Consider the following 20338-nt stretch of genomic DNA (forward strand, 5'->3'; position numbering starts at 1 on the left):
GTTCGAGGCCTCCTTTGCGAGAGCGAACGAGTCAGAAACGCAAGCGCCTGACACATCTTGTTCGCCAATGCAGAGGACGTATCCCATGCGCGATTTTCGCGATGCCAAGGCTATGGCGCATTCGTTGCGCGAGGCTCTCAAGGCCAAATCGGTTTCTCTCACCCACAGCGAAAGCCTGGAACTTGTCGCCAGGACGTTGGGCTTGCCCGACTGGAATCATCTCGCCGCGCGAATCGAGTCGAGCCTGCCTCCGCTCATGCCGACCGGAGCAACAAATTCGGTAACCGCGGGCATCCCGATCGTGCCGATGCGGGACCTCGTGGTGTTTCCGCAGATGGTCGCGCCGATTTTCGTCGGGCGCGAAAAAACCCGGCGCGCGATCGAGCGCGCGCTGGCGACGGACCGTCGATCGAGTGGATAGACCCCCACCCGCAGCGCTTCGCGCGTCGACCTAAGAGCGAGCTTCGCTCGTCTCGACCCCCGCAAGCGGGAGAGGTGAAGAGAAACCCGCCGCTGCCCTGTCCCGCCGTCATGGGGATCATGCAGATTCCCGGTGCTGATGGCGCTTGCCGATGCCGCGGCCTTTGGTCATATTTGTCGTCAGGTCGTCCATTCCGGGCGGCCGATGTTCTCAGGGCGGGGTGAAAATCCCCACCGGCGGTAAGGGTGACGTAGCCCAAGCCCGCGAGCGCCTTCTTCTCCCGAAGAAGGGTCAGCAGATTCGGTGTGATTCCGAAGCCGACGGTTAAAGTCCGGATGAAAGAGAACGGTTGCGGCGGCCCGCGCGTTTGCGTGGGTCAATCGTCGTTCCGTGTGCCCTGATTCTGGTCCTGAAAGAGGAAAGCCATGAATCAGATGTTGCAAGAGCCTGAAGCCCAAACCCAGCTGGCCCAGCCCCAGGAAACGCAAGCCAGCGTTCCCGAACGCACCAGCGTTCCCGAACGCACCGGCGTTCCCGACACGCCCGAGCGCCCGCCGGCGCCCGTGCATCCGCGTTTCGTCAAGCCGCAGCGGGTCGCCTTCGTGCAGGCGTCCTGGCACCGCGACGTGGTCGAGGAATGCCGCATCGCCTTCCTCGAAGAGATCGAGGCGCGGCATATTTCGCGCGCGCAGGTCGATCTGTTCGAGGTGCCGGGCTCGTTCGAGATACCGCTGCATGCGCAGTTGCTCGCCAAGACGCGGCGCTACACCGCGATCGTGGCGGCGGGGCTGGTGGTCGATGGCGGCATCTACCGCCACGAATTCGTCGCCGACACCGTGATCAAGGCGCTGATGGACGTGCAGCTGAAGACCGAAGTGCCGATCTTCTCGGCGGTGCTGACGCCGCAGCAGTTCCATGAAAGCGCCGTGCACCACGATTTCTTCCGCAAGCATTTCGTCATCAAGGGCATCGAAGTCGCCGAGGCCTGCGCCAACACCCTGCACAGCCTGGAGCGGCTGCGCGGCCAGGTCGCGGCGGGGATTACGGGGTGAACCGTAGGATGGGTTGAGCTCTTCGCGAAACCCATCATCATCTCGATCGGCAACTGATGGGTTTCGCAAGAGCTCAACCCATCTTACGAACTACGAACAGGTCGCGGCGGCTATATTACCGCCGCGGCCATGAGGAAATTTCGCAAATAGAAAAAATCACAGGGAGCATCGCCATCATGACCGGACAAAATCCACCCGATTGGCTCGGCCTGACCGGCCGCGTGTGCGTGGTGACGGGCGGCGGCGGCGGCATCGGCCGCGCCACGGCGCTCAGCCTTGCGCAGGCCGGCGCCCGCGTCGCCGCGATCGACCTCGATGAGCGCGGCCTTGAGACCACGCGCAGTGAGCTGCGCCAGTTCGGCGCCGGGCATTTCGTCGGGCGCTGCGACACCGCGAATGCCGAGAGCGTTGCCGGCGTGTCCGAGGCGGTCGAGCAATCGCTGGGGCCATGCAGCGTCCTCGTCAACACCGCCGCGGTGCTGCGGCCGGGCGGCCTTGAGGACCTGACGCTGGCCGAATGGAACGCCGTGCTGTCGGTCAATCTCACCGGCTACTTCCTCTGCGCGCAAAGTTTCGGCCGGCAGATGCGTAAATCCGGGCGCGGCAGCATCGTTCACGTGTCGTCGATCGCCGGCAGCCATGCGCAGGGCCAGAGCGGCGCCTACAGCGTCAGCAAGGCCGGCGTCATCATGCTCTCGCGCCAGCTCGCCAGCGAGTGGGGACCGGCAGGCATCCGCAGCAACGTCGTGAGCCCCGGCATGGTGATCACGCCGATGAGCCAGGCGTTCTACGACACACCCGGTGTCACCGAACGCCGCTCCGCCGTGGTGCCGTTACGGCGGGTCGGCTTGCCGCAGGACATCGCGGACGCCATCCTCTACCTCGCCAGCGACCGCTCGTCCTACGTCAATGGCGACGAGATCACCGTCGACGGCGGCTATGCCAACATGCTGATGAATTTGGTACCGCGGCCGGGCTTTGAGTGACGAAGAGGTGAATGTGTCGCTGACACGCGCCGGTGATGGCTCGGTCGGCGAGTTGCGCATTGCGGCCCTACCCGGGCGCGCGCTCCACGGCGTGACGGAGCCAGATCATGCCGCCCTCCAGCGTCTCGCAGTGGGTGAGCCGCAACGACTGACCCGCGCCGGGACGGTCGCCCTCCGGGCCGTCGTAATCGACGATGCTTTGCGTGCCGGCCACGCCGTCGACGGCGGGCCAGATCAATGTGCTGAACTCGTCGATCAGTCTGTGCTTGAGGAATGCGCCGTTGATCCTGCCGCCGCCTTCGAGCAGCAGCTTCTCGACGCCCAAAACAGCGGTCAGTTGCTCCATCCCGTGCAACAGATCATCGCCTTTCGCGCCGGCGAAGACATAGGAAACCCCGTCTTCGCGAAGTTCGGCGAGGTAAGCGTCGGCGACCTGCTCGCCGAGTACCGCAACTACGTGGTCGCCGCCGACATTGTCATTGCCGTAATGGACCCGCCCCGACGGGTCGATGGCAATAGCGAGCTTGCGGCCACGGCGTTCGCCGATATGCGCCTGACGTGGCGCTTTTGGCGCTTCGGCAAGGCGCCGTTCGGTTCCCTTGGCCATTTCACTCATGGTCTTGCGACCGACGATCCATCCCTCGGCTTCGAACCCTTCATGTATTTTTTCATAATGTCCTCGCAAAACATCCCCCGGGATGCCCGTGGCCGCCCGGGTGAAGCGGCTGGGATGCAGGCGTCCATCAATGGATGTGCTCATGTGGCAGATGATGTAAGGCCGCATCGCTGGTCTCTTTCCTGCTGATTGTATTGTCGCCGGACGTGTGGTCGTTGCCGTGATGGCGGCGCGTGCGAGCCTGACTGAAATTTGCAAAGAAGCCGACAGGAAATTTTTTGCGGATCAGGCAATTCAGCTTAGGGTTGCCAAAGCCGACGGTGCTCCACAAAAAAACAACAATCCGGTCAGCTAATAGCGTGGCGCATCGAGGGACATGTCATGGTGCACCGCACCGACGTCGCCGGGGACCGTTTGGGGCAGGCAAGCCCCGGCCATGACCGCGTGTGCCGCGCTGCGCTGAAATCGTCCCCGCCTCGAAAACAATCCCGGACCACGGCCGCCTCTCAATCAGGCGGCATGAAGTGCTGCCGCCCCACGACGGCAGTCCCGCCGGTCCATGCCATCCATCTCGAACTGCCGACCCCATGAGGCTTTGATACCTGATGAGGCTTTGACACCAGAACATCCTGCACGAGTCGCGACGGAAATTCGGCCCAACAAACAAACACAAAGGGAGGATGCAGATGATTTTCTATGGACGATCTGTTGTCGGCTGCGCCGCGCTGGCGGTGGCTGCATTGGTCACCGTCTCGCCGGCGCGCGCGCAGAACCCTGCGGCGCTGAATGCCGAGGCGACCATGAACGACTGGCCGACATATCACGGCACTTACAAGTCCTACCATTACAGCGGCCTCGAGCAGATCAACGCCGGCAACGTCAAGAATCTCGAAGTCGCCTGGATGCATTTCCCGGAACGCGCCACCCGCGGCCTGCAGTCGACGCCGCTCGCCCTTGACGGCGTGCTGTATTATTCGGGCTCCTACAGCCGCGTCTACGCGCTTGACGGCGCGACCGGCAAGACGATCTGGGCCTATGCGCCGGAGCTCGACGAGGAGTTGGTCGCGAAGCAAACGCACTCGCCCTACAATCGCGGCATCGCCATCGGGGGCGGCAATCTCTATGTCGGCACCGTCGACGGGCGCCTGATCGCACTCGATCTGAAATCCGGCAAACCGGTGTGGGACACCAAGCTGCTGGATTCCAAGAAGGTGACCGTCGGCTTCACCGGCGCGCCGCTGGTGGTCAAGGACATCGTGATCATCGGCGCGCAGGGCGGCGAATGGACCGGTCGCGGACCGATCTTTGGCGTGGACGGCAAGACCGGCCAGAAGAAATGGGAATTCTTCACGGTGGCCGGGACCGAAGAGGCCATGAAGACCTGGGGCGGCGAGTCCTGGCGGACCGGCGGCGGCGGCGGCTGGATGCCCGGAACCTATGACCCGGAAACCAATTCGGTGTGGTGGGGCACTGCCAACCCGGCGCCGCTCTACGACTGGTCGGGCGCGGACTGGAAGAAGAGTGGACCGCGGCCGGGCGACAATCTCCACACGACATCGGTCATCGCGCTCGATCCCGATACCGGAAAGCTCAAATTCTATCATCAGGAGCTGCCGCACGATGCCTGGGACTTCGACTCTTCCGTGGGCGAGTTCGTCATGATCGAGCGCGGCGGCAAGAAGCTCGTGGTGCATGCCAACAAGAGCGGATACATCTTCGTCTATGACCGTTCCAACGCCAAGGTCGAGAACGTCTGGCCGCTGGTAAAGAACATCAACTTCGTCAAGAGCATCGATCCGAAGACCGGTGAACTGATCGGTCGCCGCGACCTCGTCGAGGGCAAGGTCGACCCGCCATTGTGCCCGGCCATCGCCGGCGGCATCAGCTGGAACTCCGGCGCCTACAGCCCCAAGAACGGGCTGTTCTACCGGATCGGGCAGGAGTGGTGCATGGAGATGACGGTCGAGAAGACCACGCCGATCACGGAGCCGATGGCCCAGCTCAACCTCGGCGCCACGTTCAAGATCGTGGCGCCGCCGGACGGACCGGCCCGTGGCCATCTCAGCGCCCGTGATCCGGTCACCGGCGCCAAGAAGTGGGAGGTCGCCTACAAGCAGCCGCCGCTCGCCAGCGTTCTCGCCACCGCGGGCAATCTGGTTTTCGTGCCGGACGCCGAGGGTATCGTGCACGCCTACAATGCCGATACCGGCGAAGAGCTCTGGTCGCGCAACAACGGCATGGGGCACAACGCCGGCATCATCAGCTACATGGCCGGCGGCAAGCAGTACGTCGCCGTACCGGCGGGCTGGGGCAGCCTGGTGGCCGACGAGTTCGTTGCGCTCTATGGCGAGCCCTTCAAGAGCATGTCGAAGAATACCGGCGCTCTGATTGTCTACGCACTCAGACAATGATGGTGGCGCGGGCGGCAGGGATCGATCTCCTTGCCGCCCTTGCGCTGCTGCTCCCGAGGTCAATACGGATGCTGGAATGCGAATACCGTTGCTGATTGTTGCGGCCATCATCTGGCCATTTCTGTCGACCGCCGCGTTGGCCCAGCAGGCTGCAAATCCGCTGCCCCAGGCCGAAGCCTCGCCTGACGACATCGAGGGCGGGAAAATGTTCGCCACCACCTGCGGCTTCTGTCACCAGGAGGGCGGCCGCCATGCGGGCAGGGGCCCGAAGCTGTCGAAGTCCGAGCGCAGCGACGAATACCTCATCGAGCGCATCAAGAAGGGCAAGGTAGGCGCCATGCCCGCCTATGGTTCGGTGTTCAGCGATGGCCAGATCATCGCGATCCTGGCCTACATTCGAGGGCTCGATGACTAAAGCGGCGTGGAAACCGCGATATCGCCACTCGCGATATACGGCAGGTCTCGCTCTGCTGATGATCTGGAGCGCGCCGGCGGATGCCCGCTCGCTCGAAGCCGTCATCGAGCGCGGTGCGTTGACGCTCTGCGCCAGCCCCAACGCGCTGCCGTTTGCCAGCAAGTCCGGACCGGTCCACGGATTCCAGATCGAACTCGGCGAAAAAATCGCCCAGCAACTTGGTGTCAAGCTGACGCGGGAATGGGTGATCAGCGCAATCCAGTATCGCCGCGCCGATTGCGACCTCGTGCTCGACGTCATCGCCCGCAAGGATACGCCGCCCTCCGGCGGGGTGCGGACGTCGCGTCCTTACCACCGCAGCGGCGTCGTGCTCGCGGTGCGCGGCGATTCACAGGCGTCCTCGCTGGCCGGTCTCGGTCCCGATCAGCGGGTCGGGGTACCGGTCGGCTCGGTGGTCTCGATGACGCTCGCCAAGGGCGGTGCCGCCACGTCTCCGTTCGCCTTCGAGGACGATATCGTTGCGGCGCTCGCCAATCGCGAGATCGAGGCCGCCGCCGTCACCCCGATGACGGTGGGCTGGTTCAACCTGCAGCACGCCGACAAGCCGTTGCGCCTGATTCCGGCGTTCGGCGACGATCAGGACCTGAACTGGAATATTGCCGCCGGGCTGCTTCGGCCCGACGACCAGCTGCGCGCGCGTGTCGATGCGGCGATCGAGGCCCTGCTGGCCGATGGCACCATCGCGCGGATCTACGCCCGCTACGGCATCGAGCTGCGACCTCCGCAGTGAGGCGCGGTATCGCGCCAGATGCCCCGGGCTTGGCGACCGGAAAACACTCGCGCGCTGTTACGTATGGTGAGTCAAACGACGCTGCGGAAAATGCCTTGTTTTAGGACCACGGCGGCTCTTCGCTGGCCCCGGCTGCCTCGTGGTGGGTCGTGACACCTGCCGAACGCAATCCGGTCAGCAATACAGTTCTCACAGAGGCAGGATCAAATCCAATTTCTTTGGCGTTTGGTGGATGTGCTTCGCTGCCCTTCAATCGGAGCGCCAGGTGCAATTGCTCGCAAAGATGCTGAACGACGAGATTGACCTGATCGTCAGTCATGATCGGTTTCTCCTGCTGCCAGTTTGCTACCCATCTAAGTAGCACACATCAAAATAGGGTGGTACGCGATCGGACCGCCCAAGGATCAAGCCCGCCGACCTCCCGGTCGAACAACCAGATCGATACGAGATTCACATCAACCTCAAAACTGCCAGAACATTCGGTCTCGAAGTCCCGGCCCCTCTTCTTGCGCGCGCTGACGCCGTAATTGAATAGCCCTGCTCTTCGCTGCAGTGCACGAGCCTGCTATCGGCAGTTTTCAGGCCTGCCGAAGCGGCCGGACGACGTCCGTTCATAGGCATCCCCGACAAAGGAACGCCACTGGTTCGGGCGCGTTAGAAAAGGCGAAGCAAATCCACTTTGCCCGGTCGTGGTTGTGACGTCGCGGGGTGACGATTTGTCGGCCCAAGCCTTTTCCCTGACGGCGAGCGAATGTCACGCCCGGGGCTGGTCTGGTCGAACAGGTGGGAACAATGAGGGTCTGCGGAGTGGTGCGGGTCGGTTTGTTGACCGCATTCATTGCGGCGGCTTGGCTCGGCCAACCGGTCCGGGAGGGCCTCGCCCAAACCCGACCATCCGCTTCTGCGAGTGAACCCGCCAAAGCATCTGCGCCCAAGGCAAGCGCTCCCCGGAAGGAAGCGGGAGCAGCTGTGAGCCCTTACACCGCGGGATTGGTAACCGGTCCGCCGCAAAGCACCGAGTTCGCCATCACGCAGGACATTGCGACCACGTTGGCCACCGGCCAGGAGACCGGTCCGCGCGGCGAGGTCGCATTACGGGTGCTCCCGATGGTGGGAAACGGTGGTATCCGCAACATCCTGGACGTGCTGACGCTGGCAGGTGCCGACATGGCGATCGCGCCTGTCGTCCTGGTCGACCGGCTGCGGGATACAAGGACGATCCCGGACATCCAGAACAAGCTCGTCTACATCACCCCGCTTTTTGTCGAAGAGTTCCATCTCCTCGCGCGCTCCGAGATCAAGAGCCTGGCGGATCTTGAGGGAAAGACGGTCAATCTCGGCGAAGAAGGCAGTGCTGCCGCGCTGCTTGGCCGTGAGGTGCTCAACCGTCTGGAGGTTAAGTTCAGCGAATTGAACCTGGGGCTGGACGCCGCGCTGGATGGCATGAGGAAGGGGCAAATCTTCGCCAGCCTGCTGGTTTCGGGCAAGCCGGTCAGCGCCCTGGCCCGCACCGCGCAAATGGATGGCATTCACCTGCTGCCGATACCGTATTCCCGGGCGCTGCAGCAAGATTATCTGCCATCGACGTTCCGCCGCGAGGATTACCCAAACATCGTTGGGACCGGTGAAAGCGTCGACACGATCGCGATCAAATGCGCTCTTTTCGCCTACAACTGGCCGACCCGAAGCGAGCGGTTTCAGCTCCTGGAACATTTTGTCGAAACGCTGTTCTCGCGGTTTCCCGAATTTCTCGGTGACGCTCACCACCCCAAATGGCGCGAGGTGAATTTGCCTGAGGTGCTGCCGGGGTGGCGGCGATTTCGTCCGGCAGAGCGCTGGCTGCAGCGGCAATCGGGCGGAGAGGCTGCGCTTCGCAAGGCGTTCGGCCGGTTCCTCGAGCAGAAGCCAGCCAGCAATCCGCCGGACCGCGAAGAGTTGTTCCAGGATTTCATGCGGTGGCAGGAACGCAAGCAGGGCAGGTGAGATTGGGAGATCACGATGCGCAATGCGCTGGTGACCGCAGCTCTCGTCGCTTCGCTCGGATTGATCGCCGATGTGCGGCAGCCTGCCGCCCAATTTGGCCAACCCCAATTGAGCCAACCGCAATTCGGTCAACCACAATTTGTTCAGCCCCCGTTTGGTCAACCCCAATTTGGTCCATCGCAAAGCGCGGCACCGCAAGTGCAAGCACCGACCAGGGTGCAAACGGCCGACAAGGTCAGAAAAGCCAAACCAGCCGTTCGCAGAGCAGCCAAAGCGCACAGGAAGCCCGCCGTCGTTCGTGCGCCGCCAAATCAGCGGAAGATGGCCGAGAAGAACGGATACAAGCGCGTCAGCGATCTCGTGAACTTCCCAAAGTTCTTTCCCAGCCTGGGCATCGTCTTTGTCAAACCCGAAACCTTGCCGCTCGGACCATTCGTGACCTTCGACCGCAAGGATCGCTTGATGGCGACCGTGTATATGGTCCCGACAAAAGATATCGACGATCACAAGCCATTGGAGGCGCCGGGGTTCGCCGGTGCACCGCTTGACCACGTCAGCATCTATTTCAACCCTGGTCACCCCGGCGTGGACGTGCCGCACTACCACCTCGTGATCTGGCATGTGACCAGGAAGGAGGAAGCGCGTGTTGCGAAATGACGCGCGCTACGTACGCGTGGGAGGGGTTGGACATCAGAACCGGCATCCTGGCGGGGTCATTGCGGCCTTCCAAGGCCTGAGAGCGCAATCTCGTCAACCGCGGACACCGCAACGCTTCCTCATCGGAGTGGCTCGACGGTCAGCGGACGCAGGTGCTGAAGCTCACGACGTGCCGCCTTCAACAGACCAATTGCGGCCTCCCGCTCCTGACCGACCAGAAAACCGGACGCGAAGGCCTGGGCTCTTCGATTGGCCTGCGGAGCAGTCAGGGCGGCTTCTGTGGCCATCTTTCGGTGCGCCATAAAATCGTTCAACGCTCCGAGCGCCGACTGAACGTTTTTCAGCCGGCTTGACAGTTGCGCAATCTCCTTGCGATCGCTGTCATCGTAGAGACCTTCAAAGAAATCGAGGGCGCAACGGATCTTCTTGATCCTGATCCGCAATTTATGGCGTTGGTCGGGTGAGAGTTCGTCCAGGCGCTTGCCTTGCTTGCGCACCTTTCTGATGCGGCGATCGAGAAGTTCGGCGGCGTACGGCCCAATCGATCTGTCTTTGTCGGCTGGCGCTTTTCTGGTTTCGATCCATTCGAGCATATCGATCAGCAGGCGACGGAACCGGGGTGACCCGACGGCTTGACCGGCGCGCTTGAACGCCTTGGTGCGTTGCGCCGCAAACTTTTTCTCGATCGCGCGAGACCCTCGCTTGGGTGGGCCGGCTTTCACTACCGGGCAAACGCGCTCTTCCAGAAAGACGTCGATTTCACGAGCCCGTGCGAGTTGGCCTGTAAGCCACTTGAGCTCCTCCTTGATGCCGGCGGTACTCGCGCGCGGCAGCACGTCGTCAAAAAGCGAGATGGCTGCACGCGTTCGTCGCAGGCCTACCCGCATTTGATGGATGGCTTCTGCGTCCAGGTTGCGTATGGCGTCCGCATTGGCCGCGAAATGCCGGAACGTGGAGGAGGCAATTGCGGTGAACGCATCGTTGGCTGACAATTTCCTGTCGAGGTGGATCGGTTCGGCATGGCTGGCGCTTTCGCGACCGCCTCCGGCGAGCTGATAACCCTTTTCAGACTTTGATTGCAAATCAAGCTCGGCGCCGGTCTTGCGTTCGAAACTGCGAGCTATCCGAAACAGATCGGCGGAACTTCCGCCCTTCAGTTCGAGCTCAAATTCGGAGATCGGTCTCGAGCGACCGCCTGACGCGATTTTTCCGCGGTCAACCGCGAGTTCGATTTCGCTGCGCCGGGTGCGGATCGGCAGCGCCATCCGACGAACGGAGGTCCGGAAGACAGGTTTCAACTTTCGCTGCAACTTCCTGGTGATCAGCCTGTCGAGCGGCGTGTCTTTGGCTTTCGTGAGATCGGGCGTCGCGCCATCCAGTTTCGTTTCCCACTCGCCGCGGGCGAGGACTCCCGACGTTACCGCCTTTACCGTCTGCACATAGTCATCGCCGGCCTGGCGGACTCTCAGGGTAAGTCCGTTGCGTTTCAGCTTGTGCTTGGCCGTATCGAAATAGATTGTCACCAGATTTTGCTCGGACCGGCCGCCGCGGCGCGCGCCCGTCAGGCGGGTCTTCGCAACAGATGACAGCTTCCGGGGCGCAACACGGAACTTCAGTTCGGCTTCAACGCTCATCGTGGACTCCGTCGGGCGTTGGTAAAAACGGACGTTTCCCGAAAGGTTCCGTATTCAAGCCGTAGAAAGGATATGATGGAGCGGATATGATCCGGGACACTCAGTCCCCGCCGGCGCCGCCAGACGCATGCCCTCATGGGTTCGCCTCTGGCGATGTCGAAGATGTCGACGGACTGTGAAGTACTTTACATTCCTGTGTTCTTGGCCCGGGCTAGGATGGCGGAAGGCTTCTTTCTTGAAGGAGGCATCATGCTCGAGACATTCAAATGGAACTCCCGATATAATGCTCGCGGATGGGTGACGATGGCTGGCGCGCTCGTTGTGCTCCGCGCCCTGAATGCATTGCGACAGAAGGGTGAAAGCAAGCGAAGGCCGCCACTCTGGAAACACTTCGACGATACCCATCATTGGGACTCAAGCGCGGAGGAATGGGTCCCGAACGATGATCGTGATCGTGCAACGCATCATGCGTCCGGCACGCCGAATTCCGAGACGCAAGGTCCCTCTCGCTGACGAGCCCGTCGAGCGGTGCGGGCGCGAGAAGTAGCGGGATCGAGATGTGAGTTGCTGCTGGCCGCTTGACAGTGGTCAGCGATGGTCCGGCGCGGGCTCAAAGCCACCGACATCTTCGTTCGCATTCGAGGACGATATTGTTGCAGCGTTGGCCAATCGCGAGAGCAAGGCACCGCTGTTACCCCGATGACGGTCGGCTGGTTCAACCTGCAGCACGCCAACAAGCCGTTGCGCCTGGCTGCGCGCTGGCGAGTTCCGCGCAATATCGTTTGACCCGATTTCCCAAACCTGAAACAGTCGTTTCATTGGTGAACCCCATGTATTGTAAAGAAAATCTACTGCACGCGGTCCGTGCATTGGTCGGCCTGTGGGCCGTGAATGCAGCCGTTATGTCAACATGATCGACCTGGAGGGCGTCTCAGCTCAAGCGCTGTCGGATACGATCGGCGCGATCTATGACTGCGCGCTCGATCCGCAGCTTTGGCCCGAGACCTGCCGGAAGATCGCCGATCTCTGTGAAAGCACAGGCGGCGGCATTTGCGTGCACGACATGCGGCACGTGCAGAACGATCAACTGTTCGTGTTCGGGTACCAACCGGAATTCCTTGAAAAGCTGGGAAGCCAGTATGCGCAAAGCCCGATGGCGGCGGCGGACATCGTCGCCAGCGTCGGCGACGTCAACATCCTCTCTACCGATCGCCAGGAGTTGCTCGATAGCCGCTTCTACCGGGATGTGCTGGAGCCGTTCGCCCTGACGGACATGATCTGGTTTCCGGCGTTGCGGACCGGCGGCCGCATGGCTTCGATGCACGCGTCCCGGAAAGACCAGGCGCCGCATTACCAGCAGCTCGAGATCGGGCTGTTCAAGCTGTTGTCGCCGCACGTCTGTCGCGCGCTGACGATTTCGGACGCGCTCGATATCCGCACCCTGCGCTCGGAGATGCTGGAAAAGACGCTCGATGTCCTCGCCGCCGGCGTTTTCCTCGCGGCGCGCGATGGCCGGGTCGTGTACATGAATGAAGCGGCCGAGCGCCAGGTCAAGGCCGGCACCTCCATTCGCATCCTGAACAACCGCCTCGAGCCCGTCGATCCGGCCGCAAGCGCCGCCTTGTCGATGGCGATCGACCGAGCGGCCCGCGATGATGATGGTGGGGGCCAGCGTTCGCTCGCCATCCCCAGTGGAACCGGCGCGGGCTATATCGCGACCCTGCTGCCGGTTCAGCGCGGTCAGCGAGCCGACATCGTGGCGCCGTTCGCCGCTTCCGTCGCGATCTTCATGCAGGATCCGCTCGAAGCCCCGATGATGCCGGGGGAGGCCTTTGCCAGGCTTCACAAGCTGACTGGCGGAGAACTGCGCGTCCTGCTGGCGCTGGCCCAAGGGCTGGGCGCCAAGGAGGCGGCCGACATGCTCGGCATCAGCGAGCCTACCGTGCGCACCCATCTGCAGCACATGTTCGCGAAAACCCACACGCTGCGGCAGGCCGACCTGCTGCGCCTGTTGCAGGCCTCGACGCCGGCGGTTCGCGCGCCGTAGCCGCTTGATCTGCAGGCGTCGGATCTTGCGCATCCCCGCCCCGACCCCGCCAACCAAATAATTCGAGCTGCAATTCGTCGACCTCATTGGTTCCGATGATGTGCCGCTGCGCCGGACGTTCCAACGTCCCCCGTCCGAATTTTTGGGCGCTGAACGCATTCCCCTGTCGAAAGATTTGAAATGACCACCGTCACCAGCATTGCCCAGTTGAACGCCGCCATCGTGTCGGCCGCCGGCGTCACCGCACCCGGCACCGTCGTCACCATCACGCTGGGCAACAACATCAGCCTCGGCGCCACGGCGATGCAGGCGATCAACCTGCATGTCGGCGTCACGCTGGTCATCGAGGGCGGTGGCCATACGCTGAACGGCGGCGGCATCCAGCGCGGCTTTTTCGTCTACGCCGGAACGGTCGAGATCAACGACCTTCTCATCAACAACATGCTGGCGCAGGGCGGCGACGGCGGTACTTCGGATGTCGGCGGAGGCGGCGGTGGCGGAGCCGGGCTGGGCGGCGGGCTTTTCGTCGGCGCCAATGTGGCCGGCAACCCCGGAAACGTGACGCTGAGCAATGTCAATTTCTCCCAGAACGCGGCTGAGGGCGGTCTGGGCTCGCTCAATGCAATCATCGGATCCGCTGCGGGGGGCGGCGGCGGTCTCGGCGGCGACGGCGGCGCCGTGGACATTTTTAAAGGCGGCAGCGGAGGCGGCGGCATCGGGGGCGACGGCGGCACTGCCGATGATTTCCAGGGTGGCAGCGGCGAGACCGGCCTCGTTTCCGGCGCCGCCGGCGGTGCCAGTGGCGGAATAGGCGAACAGGGGAGTTACACCCCGGGCGCAGGCGGCCTGAACGGCGGTGGTGGTGGCGGCGGCGGCGGTGGCGATGGGACTTTTGCTGGCTGGTTGGTTGGTAATCAGCCCGGAGGCGTCGGCCCCGGCGGCGGCGGTGGCGGCGGCGTCGGCGGCGCTGCGGGCAGCCCATTTACCGGCGGCGACGGCGGGTACGGCGGTGGTGGCGGTGGCGGCGGCGGGGACGGCGGGTTTGGCGGCGGCGGCGGCGCCGGCCTCGGCAAGGGCGGATTTGGCGGCGGCGGCGGAGGAGGCTCCGTCACGAACGGCGCAGCCGGGTTCGGGGGCGGCGGGACGCTCACCGGGGGCTACGGCGGCGGCGGCCTTGGCGCGGGTGGCGCCGTCTTCGTGCAAGAAGGTGCCTCGCTGAGCTTCGCCGGCTCGACGGGCATCGTCTTCAATTCGGTCACGGGAGGCGGCACCGCCAACCCCCCAGCTGTCGTCCAGACAGGCGAACCCGCGATCATCGCCGGCATTCCGACGGGCCAGGCCTTCGGCAGCGGCATCTACCTGCAAGGCAACAACACGCTGACCTTTCGGCCTGATGGCACCGGGGTTACACGCGATGCCAATGGCAACCTGACGGGCTTCCTCGGACAGTACATCTTCGACGTGATCGGTGACGATGCCGGCTCCGCCGCCGCCGCCGGCTATGCCGGTGCTGCCGGTTATACGATGGGCCAGACCGGTATCGTCGTCGACGGCACCGGCACGCTCGTGCTTCTTACGACCAACACCTATTCGGGCGCGACAACGGTCCTGCAGGGAACGCTGGACGTGGAGGGCTCGATCGCGAGATCCGCCGTCACCGTGCACAGCGGCGCCACACTGACGGGCGGCGGCACCACCGGCGCGGTCACAGTGCGGAGCGGCGGTGTGTTCGATCTCACGTTCGATGCCGTTGCAGGCAATATGCACACGGGCAGCCTGTCGTTTTCGTCAGGCGCGGGCTTCGCGGTCCAGCTTGGTGGTGCCCAGGCCGGCGTTTTCGATCAGGTCGTCGTCAACGGCACCGTCGCGCTGGGCGGTGCGACGCTCAACCTGTTGCTATTCAGCGGGTTCGTGCCCGCTGTCGGCAACAGCTTCCGCATCATCGATAACAACGGCACCGCGGATGCGGTGACCGGCACCTTCGCGGGTCACGCCGAGGGCAGCACATTCTTCTCCGGCGCCGTCAGGTACGCGATCAGCTATCACGGCGGCGACGGCAATGATGTCGTTCTCACGGCGATTGCGGCGAACGATCCGCCGGTAGCCGTGGCTGATGCCGGCACCGTAACGGAAGACGCCGCACCCAACCTGATCATGGGCAATGTGCTGACGAACGACAGCGATCCCGACGGGAACGCGCTCACCGTAACAAGCTCCGGCACGTTCAATCTGAGCCATGGCACGCTGGTCATGCATGCCGACGGCAGCTACGCCTATACGCTGGACAACTCCAATCCGGCTGTGGATGCGCTGAATACGGGCCAGACGCTCGTCGACAGCTTTACCTACGGCATCAGCGACGGACATGGCGGCACGAATTCGGCCAGCCTCAAAATCATCATCCAGGGAAGGACGAACAGCATTGCGCCTGACGTCGCCGGTGCGGTCACCCTGAGTGCGATCGCCGAGGATTCCGGCGCGCGGCTGATCACGCAGGCGGAGCTGCTGGTCAACGTCACGGACGTCGACGGGCCATCCCTAACCGCAGCCAATCTTGCGATCATTGCCGGCGCGGGCACCCTGGTCGACAACAATGACGGGACCTGGAGCTTCACACCCGCGCTGCACGATGACGCGTCGGCATCGTTTTCCTTTCAGGTTACCGACGGCTTTACCTCGGTGGCCAACAGCGCCTCACTCGACATCACGCCGGTGGACGATGCACCGGTCGTGACCGGCCTCGTGACCCTGAATGCGATCGCCGAGGACTCCGGCGTGCGGCTGATCACGCAGGCCGAGCTTTTGGGCAATGTCGGGGATGTCGACGGGCCGTCGCTGACCGCAGCCTTTCTTGCGATCGTTTCCGGCGCGGGCACGCTGGTCAACAACAACAACGGGACCTGGAGCTACGCGCCGGCGGCGAACGATGACAGTTCGGTGTCCTTCTCCTATTCGGTCACTGACGGCACGACTTCGGTGACCGACGGTGCGACGCTCGACATCACGCCGGTGAACGATGCGCCGGTGGTGAGCGCCGATGCGGCGCTCGCGGCGATCAACGCGAACTCCGGCACGCGGCTGATCACGCAGGCCGAACTGCTGGTCAACGCCAGCGATCCCGACGGTCCGTCGGTGCTGGTGGCGACCAATCTGCAAATCTCGGCAGGCTCCGGCGCGCTCCTCAACAACAACAATGGCACCTGGAGCTATACGCCGGCGGCGAATGACGGCGCTCCGGTCGCGTTCTCCTACCAGGTGACCGACGGCCTGGAGTCCGTTGCGGCGGGCGCCAGGCTCAGTGTCAACGACGCGCCGGTCAACACCATGCCGGCGTCGCGGAATGTCGCAACCAACATGAACATCGCGATCTCGGGGCTCGCCGTCGGCGACGCCGATGGCACGTCGTTGACCACCACGCTTCACGTCGATCATGGCACGCTGAGCGTCGGGGCATTTGGCGGCGCCACCGTCGTCGGCAGCGGGTCAGCCACGGTGACGCTGTCCGGCAGTGTGGCGCAGATCAATGCCGTGCTCGGCGTTGCCAACAACGTGCTCTACCACAGCGCGTTCGATTTCAGCGGCGTCGAACACCTGACCATGACCAGCAGCGACGGATCGCTCAGCGATACCGATGTCCTGGACCTCAGCGTCCTTCAGCATCCGCCGATGGCCGCCGATTTCTGGCTGGTGTGATGCGAGGCGCTTCGGAGCCTGATCTCGTCGAAGCCCCGCGGATGTCAGGTGAGCCTTTGGTGGCGGCCGACATGCCCGGCATCAGCGAACCCACCGCGCACCCTTATGCAACACATGTTCTCAATTCGTCGACCTCATTGGTTCCGATGATGCGCAGCGACGCCCGGTATACCAGCATCGCCCCGTCTGAATTCCTGGGCCACCGCCACGTTCAGTCGTTTCGCTGAACTTTCAGTTTTTACTTCGAGGTCTCGGCCCATGTCGTTCTCCCAAAAATCATCGTTTGCGGCTTCGCAGCTTCGCACAGCCCTGTTGAGAAGCACCGCGCTGGTGCGGTTGTCGCTTTCCATCACGGTGGTTGCTGTTGGCGTCGGTTGCGCTCCCGCGTTCGCGGACGGCGGCGCGGGCGGCGCCGGTGCAACGGGTGCCGGAGCGGGAAGCGGTGGCGCGGACATGATAACGGGAAACACGGGCGATGACGGGGTTGCGGGCGGGGCCGATCCGGGCGGCGGCGGTGGCGGCGGCGGCGGCGGCGCTGGTGGTGGCCTTGGCGGTGGGCGCGTTCCAGGGGGAGGTGGACCAGGAAGCGGCGGCGCCTCGGGCGGATCGGGAGCGGCCACTTTGATGCTGTCTGGTGACAATGGCGCGGCCGGTGGGCTTGTCGGAGATGGCGGCGGCGGAGGTGGCGGCGGATTCCAGAACTGGTTCCAGAACGCCACCCTCGTGATATCCAACACAAACTTCACTGGAAGCGCCGGCGGTAATGGCGGTGCAGGGAATGGCAGCGGCGGCGGTGGCGGGGGTGGCGCCGGCGGAGAACAAGCTGGGTTTAGACTCCCCAATGCTACCTTCAACGCCTCCAGCAACGTTCAGCTAACAGGTGGTGCTGGCGGAGCAGGCGGGTCGAGCGCAGCGGGGTTTGGTGGTTCAGGCGGCACAGGAGGGGTCGGGGTGATATTTGTCGACCCCGGTGGAACCGTGAACGTGGGGACAGGAGCTCTGCTGAGCGGCGGGGCCGGTGGTGCCGGTGGCATGGGCGGGGCCGGCAATGGCGCTAACGGAGCGGGTGGTGTCGGTATTGTCGGAAGGGGACTGACGATCATCAACAACGGCACGATCAGCGGCGGACTGAATGGTGATGGCGTAACCAGGGCGGAAGCGATCCGCCTTACGGGCGGCGCTGCCGACGTCAACACCATAACGTTCGGCAATGCGACTGCGGGCATCATTGGAAATATTCACATCGGGGCCAGCATACTTACTTTCGCGCAATCAACCGATACAACGCTCGCCGCATCTATCACCGGCTTCGCGGGTGCAATAGAGAAGACAGGTGCCGGCACTCTGACCCTGTCCGGAGCCAGTACCTTTGGCAATTTCGTCAACATCAGGGCTGGCACGTTGTCCATCACAAACGACACCAACCTCGGCATTGGCAACAAGTCTATCTCAATTCTCGATGGCGCGAGATTGGCCGTTACGGGTAATGCCACGTTCGCCAATAACTTTGGATTTTTCATCAGCGGCAATCCCAACTTTGATATCGCGGGGGGCACCACCAGCACAATCCAGGGCGTGATCACAACCACGGGGCTGGTCGGAAGCGGCTTTACCAAGACCGGCGCCGGAACCCTCGAGTTGGCGGGGATGAATAATTATTCTGGTTTCACGATCGTGAACGCCGGCACGTTGCGTGCCGGATCCGCTCGCGCTTTTGGAATATTCAATGTACTCGCGGTTTCAGGCGGCGCGACCGTGGACTTGAACGGCTTCGACCAGACGTTCCTTCAGCTGAGTGGTGCCGGCACGGTGACGGGCGCCAACAGCACGATTTCCAGGGCATTTTTTGCTGGTGATTTCAACATGCCGGGCACATCGATGAGGATTGTCGGCAATCTCGCGTTCCAGTCCGGTGCGCTCTATGTAGTTTTCGTCAATCCGGCCACGACGTCATTTGCCAATGTCACCGGCACGGCTACCCTTGGTGGCGCGACCGCAGGCGTCGTGTTTGCTAACGGCGCGTATGTGCAAAAGCAGTACACGATCCTCACCGCGACCGGCGGCATCAATGGCACCTTCTCTTCGTTTCTCACCGAGAATGCGCCATCAAACGCCACATCGACGTTGAGCTACGACGCCAATAACGTCTATCTCGGTATGACCTTGGATTTCACCATTCCGGGCGGCCTCAACGGCAATCAGCAGAACGTCGCCAACGCGCTGACCAATTTCTTCAACACCACCGGCGGCATTCCCGCTGTTTTCGCCAACATGTCGGCCGACGGTCTGTCGCAGGCGGCCGGCGAGACCGCGACCGGATCGCAGCAGTCCACCTTCAATGCCATGAACCAGTTCATGGGCGTGATGATGGACCCGTTCATTGCGGGGCGCGGTGACGGCGCAACTGCCGGCGGCAACGCATCCGGTTACGCCGGCGAGGAAGCGCTGGCCTATGCCGCGAAGAAGCGTAATCCGAATGACGCGCTGGCGGCGATCTACACCAAGGCGCCGCCAATGGTGCCGTTCCAGCAGCGCTGGAGCGTGTGGGCGGCCGGCTTCGGCGGCTCGCAGACCACCGACGGCAATACCGTGGCCGGCTCCAATACGGCGACGTCGCGGATCTATGGCACCGCCATCGGTGCCGACTATCGCTTTTCGCCGTTCACCATCGCCGGCTTCTCGCTGGCCGGCGGCGGCACCAATTTCAGCGTTGCCAATAACGGCACCGGACGTTCCGACTTGTTCCAGGCCGGCGCGTTCATCCGGCACAATGTCGGAGCTGCCTATTTGTCCGGAGCGCTGGCCTATGGCTGGCAGGACGTCACCACCGATCGCACCGTCACCATCGCCGGCATTGATCAACTGCGCGCGCGGTTCAACGCCAATGCCTGGTCGGGCCGTGTCGAAGGCGGCTATCGCTTCGTAGCCCCCGTCATCGGCGGGATCGGCTTCACGCCGTACGCGGCAGGCCAGTTCACGACGTTCGAACTGCCGGCCTATGCGGAAGGCGTCATCTCCGGCACCAACACGTTTGCCCTCGCTTATGGTGCGAAGAGCGTGACCGATACCCGCAGCGAACTCGGTCTGCGCACCGACAAATCGTTCGCCATGCAGGCCGCGATCCTGACGCTGCGCGGCCGCGTGGCATGGGCGCATGATTTCAATCCCGACCGCGGCATCGGGGCGACGTTCCAGACGCTGCCGGGCGCCAGCTTCTTCGTCAACGGCGCGGCGCAAGCTGCCAACTCCGCGCTCGTTACGGCTTCGGCCGAAACCAAGTGGATGAACGGCTGGTCGACGGCCGCCACCTTCGAAGGCGAGTTCTCCAACGTGACGCGCAGCTACGCCGGCAAGGGCGTGGTGCGGTACGCGTGGTGAGATGCGCGGTGCGACAAATCAACCCGTCGGGCAAATCAGTTCTGAGTTTCAGAAATCGTGTCAAGTAGAAAATTTCCGTAAATCAAAAATATTTCTGTTGTCGGCCGACCCAAATCAGTGCGCATCTATCGTCATCCCGTCCTGGTCAGAAGGGCGTCGGCCGTCGTCACGGACGTTGGGCGGGTTGCGGTGGACGCTGGTTTACGCCTCGACGACGGCGTGGATAAGCGTACGGCAAAACCGTGTGGTCCTGGC

At 63.2% G+C, this 20338-nt stretch carries 15 protein-coding genes and 1 riboswitch; of the genes, 11 read left to right on the forward strand and 4 right to left on the reverse strand.

Annotated elements, in window-relative coordinates:
- Positions 1 to 85 precede the first annotated feature (85 nt).
- The 3 genes from JQ609_RS29345 to JQ609_RS29355 all read left to right on the forward strand — a co-directional run bounded on the left by JQ609_RS29345 (position 86) and on the right by JQ609_RS29355 (position 2459).
- On the forward strand, positions 86 to 421 hold the full coding sequence (locus tag JQ609_RS29345) for a glyoxalase superfamily protein (RefSeq protein ID WP_212276271.1): 336 nt from the start codon (positions 86 to 88) through the stop codon (positions 419 to 421).
- 202 nt (positions 422 to 623) lie between these two features.
- A riboswitch (FMN riboswitch) is annotated at positions 624 to 772 on the forward strand.
- A gap of 74 nt (positions 773 to 846) precedes the next feature.
- Positions 847 to 1473, forward strand: coding sequence for a 6,7-dimethyl-8-ribityllumazine synthase (locus tag JQ609_RS29350; RefSeq protein WP_212276272.1), 627 nt, complete (start codon positions 847 to 849; stop codon positions 1471 to 1473).
- 176 nt (positions 1474 to 1649) lie between these two features.
- Entirely contained in the window at positions 1650 to 2459 is an 810-nt protein-coding gene (locus tag JQ609_RS29355) for an SDR family NAD(P)-dependent oxidoreductase (RefSeq protein WP_212276273.1), read from the forward strand.
- Between the two features lie 67 nt (positions 2460 to 2526).
- Here the strand turns inward: JQ609_RS29355 and JQ609_RS29360 are convergent, their stop codons facing one another.
- Positions 2527 to 3243, reverse strand: a complete 717-nt coding sequence (locus tag JQ609_RS29360; protein WP_212276274.1) for a dihydrofolate reductase family protein — start codon at positions 3241 to 3243, stop codon at positions 2527 to 2529.
- Between the two features lie 518 nt (positions 3244 to 3761).
- Between JQ609_RS29360 and JQ609_RS29365 the strand changes: the two genes are divergently transcribed.
- From JQ609_RS29365 to JQ609_RS29375, 3 genes are all read left to right on the forward strand, one after another.
- A complete protein-coding gene (locus JQ609_RS29365) occupies positions 3762 to 5486 on the forward strand; it encodes a PQQ-binding-like beta-propeller repeat protein (protein WP_212276275.1) in 1725 nt (574 codons plus the stop codon).
- A 76-nt stretch (positions 5487 to 5562) separates the two neighbouring features.
- Positions 5563 to 5901, forward strand: coding sequence for a cytochrome c (locus JQ609_RS29370; RefSeq protein WP_212212921.1), 339 nt, complete (start codon positions 5563 to 5565; stop codon positions 5899 to 5901).
- The gene (locus tag JQ609_RS29375) at positions 5894 to 6691 is read left to right on the forward strand and encodes an ABC transporter substrate-binding protein (RefSeq protein WP_212276276.1); all 798 of its coding nucleotides are present in this window, start codon (positions 5894 to 5896) and stop codon (positions 6689 to 6691) included. Before JQ609_RS29370 ends, JQ609_RS29375 begins: the two co-directional genes overlap by 8 nt.
- 100 nt (positions 6692 to 6791) lie before the next feature.
- Here the strand turns inward: JQ609_RS29375 and JQ609_RS29380 are convergent, their stop codons facing one another.
- Positions 6792 to 7010, reverse strand: a complete 219-nt coding sequence (locus JQ609_RS29380; protein WP_192737681.1) for a hypothetical protein — start codon at positions 7008 to 7010, stop codon at positions 6792 to 6794.
- A gap of 506 nt (positions 7011 to 7516) precedes the next feature.
- On the opposite strand from JQ609_RS29380, the gene JQ609_RS29385 reads away from it, so the two are divergent.
- Both JQ609_RS29385 and JQ609_RS29390 read left to right on the forward strand, forming a co-directional pair.
- On the forward strand, positions 7517 to 8674 hold the full coding sequence (locus tag JQ609_RS29385) for a TAXI family TRAP transporter solute-binding subunit (RefSeq protein WP_249128550.1): 1158 nt from the start codon (positions 7517 to 7519) through the stop codon (positions 8672 to 8674).
- Between the two features lie 15 nt (positions 8675 to 8689).
- Positions 8690 to 9331, forward strand: a complete 642-nt coding sequence (locus JQ609_RS29390) for a hypothetical protein (RefSeq protein ID WP_212276277.1) — start codon at positions 8690 to 8692, stop codon at positions 9329 to 9331.
- 119 nt (positions 9332 to 9450) lie between these two features.
- On the opposite strand, the gene JQ609_RS29395 is transcribed toward JQ609_RS29390, so the two are convergent.
- Positions 9451 to 10965, reverse strand: coding sequence for a CYTH and CHAD domain-containing protein (locus tag JQ609_RS29395; RefSeq protein ID WP_212276278.1), 1515 nt, complete (start codon positions 10963 to 10965; stop codon positions 9451 to 9453).
- Between the two features lie 588 nt (positions 10966 to 11553).
- Complete coding sequence (locus JQ609_RS29400; RefSeq protein WP_212276279.1) at positions 11554 to 11784, reverse strand: hypothetical protein; 231 nt, start codon at positions 11782 to 11784, stop codon at positions 11554 to 11556.
- A 91-nt stretch (positions 11785 to 11875) separates the two neighbouring features.
- Here JQ609_RS29400 and JQ609_RS29405 point away from each other — a divergent pair, with 91 nt between their 5' ends.
- The 3 genes from JQ609_RS29405 (at position 11876) to JQ609_RS29420 (ending at position 20083) form a co-directional block, all read left to right on the forward strand.
- Positions 11876 to 13012, forward strand: coding sequence for a helix-turn-helix transcriptional regulator (locus tag JQ609_RS29405; RefSeq protein ID WP_212276280.1), 1137 nt, complete (start codon positions 11876 to 11878; stop codon positions 13010 to 13012).
- A 180-nt stretch (positions 13013 to 13192) separates the two neighbouring features.
- Entirely contained in the window at positions 13193 to 16705 is a 3513-nt protein-coding gene (locus tag JQ609_RS35675; protein WP_283813896.1) for a cadherin-like domain-containing protein, read from the forward strand.
- Between the two features lie 330 nt (positions 16706 to 17035).
- Positions 17036 to 20083 carry an autotransporter domain-containing protein gene (locus JQ609_RS29420; RefSeq protein ID WP_312014909.1) on the forward strand — a complete coding sequence of 1016 codons (3048 nt, stop codon included), beginning with the start codon at positions 17036 to 17038 and terminating at the stop codon, positions 20081 to 20083.
- The last annotated feature ends 255 nt before the right edge of the window (positions 20084 to 20338 follow it).

The organism is Bradyrhizobium sp. AUGA SZCCT0169, assembly GCF_018130085.1.
GTDB lineage: Bacteria > Pseudomonadota > Alphaproteobacteria > Rhizobiales > Xanthobacteraceae > Bradyrhizobium.

Coding starts and splice junctions, on each gene's coding strand:
- JQ609_RS29345 (WP_212276271.1), top strand. CDS start 86: ATGCGCGATTTTCGCGATGCCAAGGCTATGGCGCATTCGTTGCGCGAG.
- JQ609_RS29350 (WP_212276272.1), top strand. CDS start 847: ATGAATCAGATGTTGCAAGAGCCTGAAGCCCAAACCCAGCTGGCCCAG.
- JQ609_RS29355 (WP_212276273.1), top strand. CDS start 1,650: ATGACCGGACAAAATCCACCCGATTGGCTCGGCCTGACCGGCCGCGTG.
- JQ609_RS29360 (WP_212276274.1), bottom strand. CDS start 3,243: ATGCGGCCTTACATCATCTGCCACATGAGCACATCCATTGATGGACGC.
- JQ609_RS29365 (WP_212276275.1), top strand. CDS start 3,762: ATGATTTTCTATGGACGATCTGTTGTCGGCTGCGCCGCGCTGGCGGTG.
- JQ609_RS29370 (WP_212212921.1), top strand. CDS start 5,563: ATGCGAATACCGTTGCTGATTGTTGCGGCCATCATCTGGCCATTTCTG.
- JQ609_RS29375 (WP_212276276.1), top strand. CDS start 5,894: ATGACTAAAGCGGCGTGGAAACCGCGATATCGCCACTCGCGATATACG.
- JQ609_RS29380 (WP_192737681.1), bottom strand. CDS start 7,010: ATGACTGACGATCAGGTCAATCTCGTCGTTCAGCATCTTTGCGAGCAA.
- JQ609_RS29390 (WP_212276277.1), top strand. CDS start 8,690: ATGCGCAATGCGCTGGTGACCGCAGCTCTCGTCGCTTCGCTCGGATTG.
- JQ609_RS29395 (WP_212276278.1), bottom strand. CDS start 10,965: ATGAGCGTTGAAGCCGAACTGAAGTTCCGTGTTGCGCCCCGGAAGCTG.
- JQ609_RS29400 (WP_212276279.1), bottom strand. CDS start 11,784: ATGAAACGACTGTTTCAGGTTTGGGAAATCGGGTCAAACGATATTGCG.
- JQ609_RS29405 (WP_212276280.1), top strand. CDS start 11,876: ATGATCGACCTGGAGGGCGTCTCAGCTCAAGCGCTGTCGGATACGATC.
- JQ609_RS35675 (WP_283813896.1), top strand. CDS start 13,193: ATGACCACCGTCACCAGCATTGCCCAGTTGAACGCCGCCATCGTGTCG.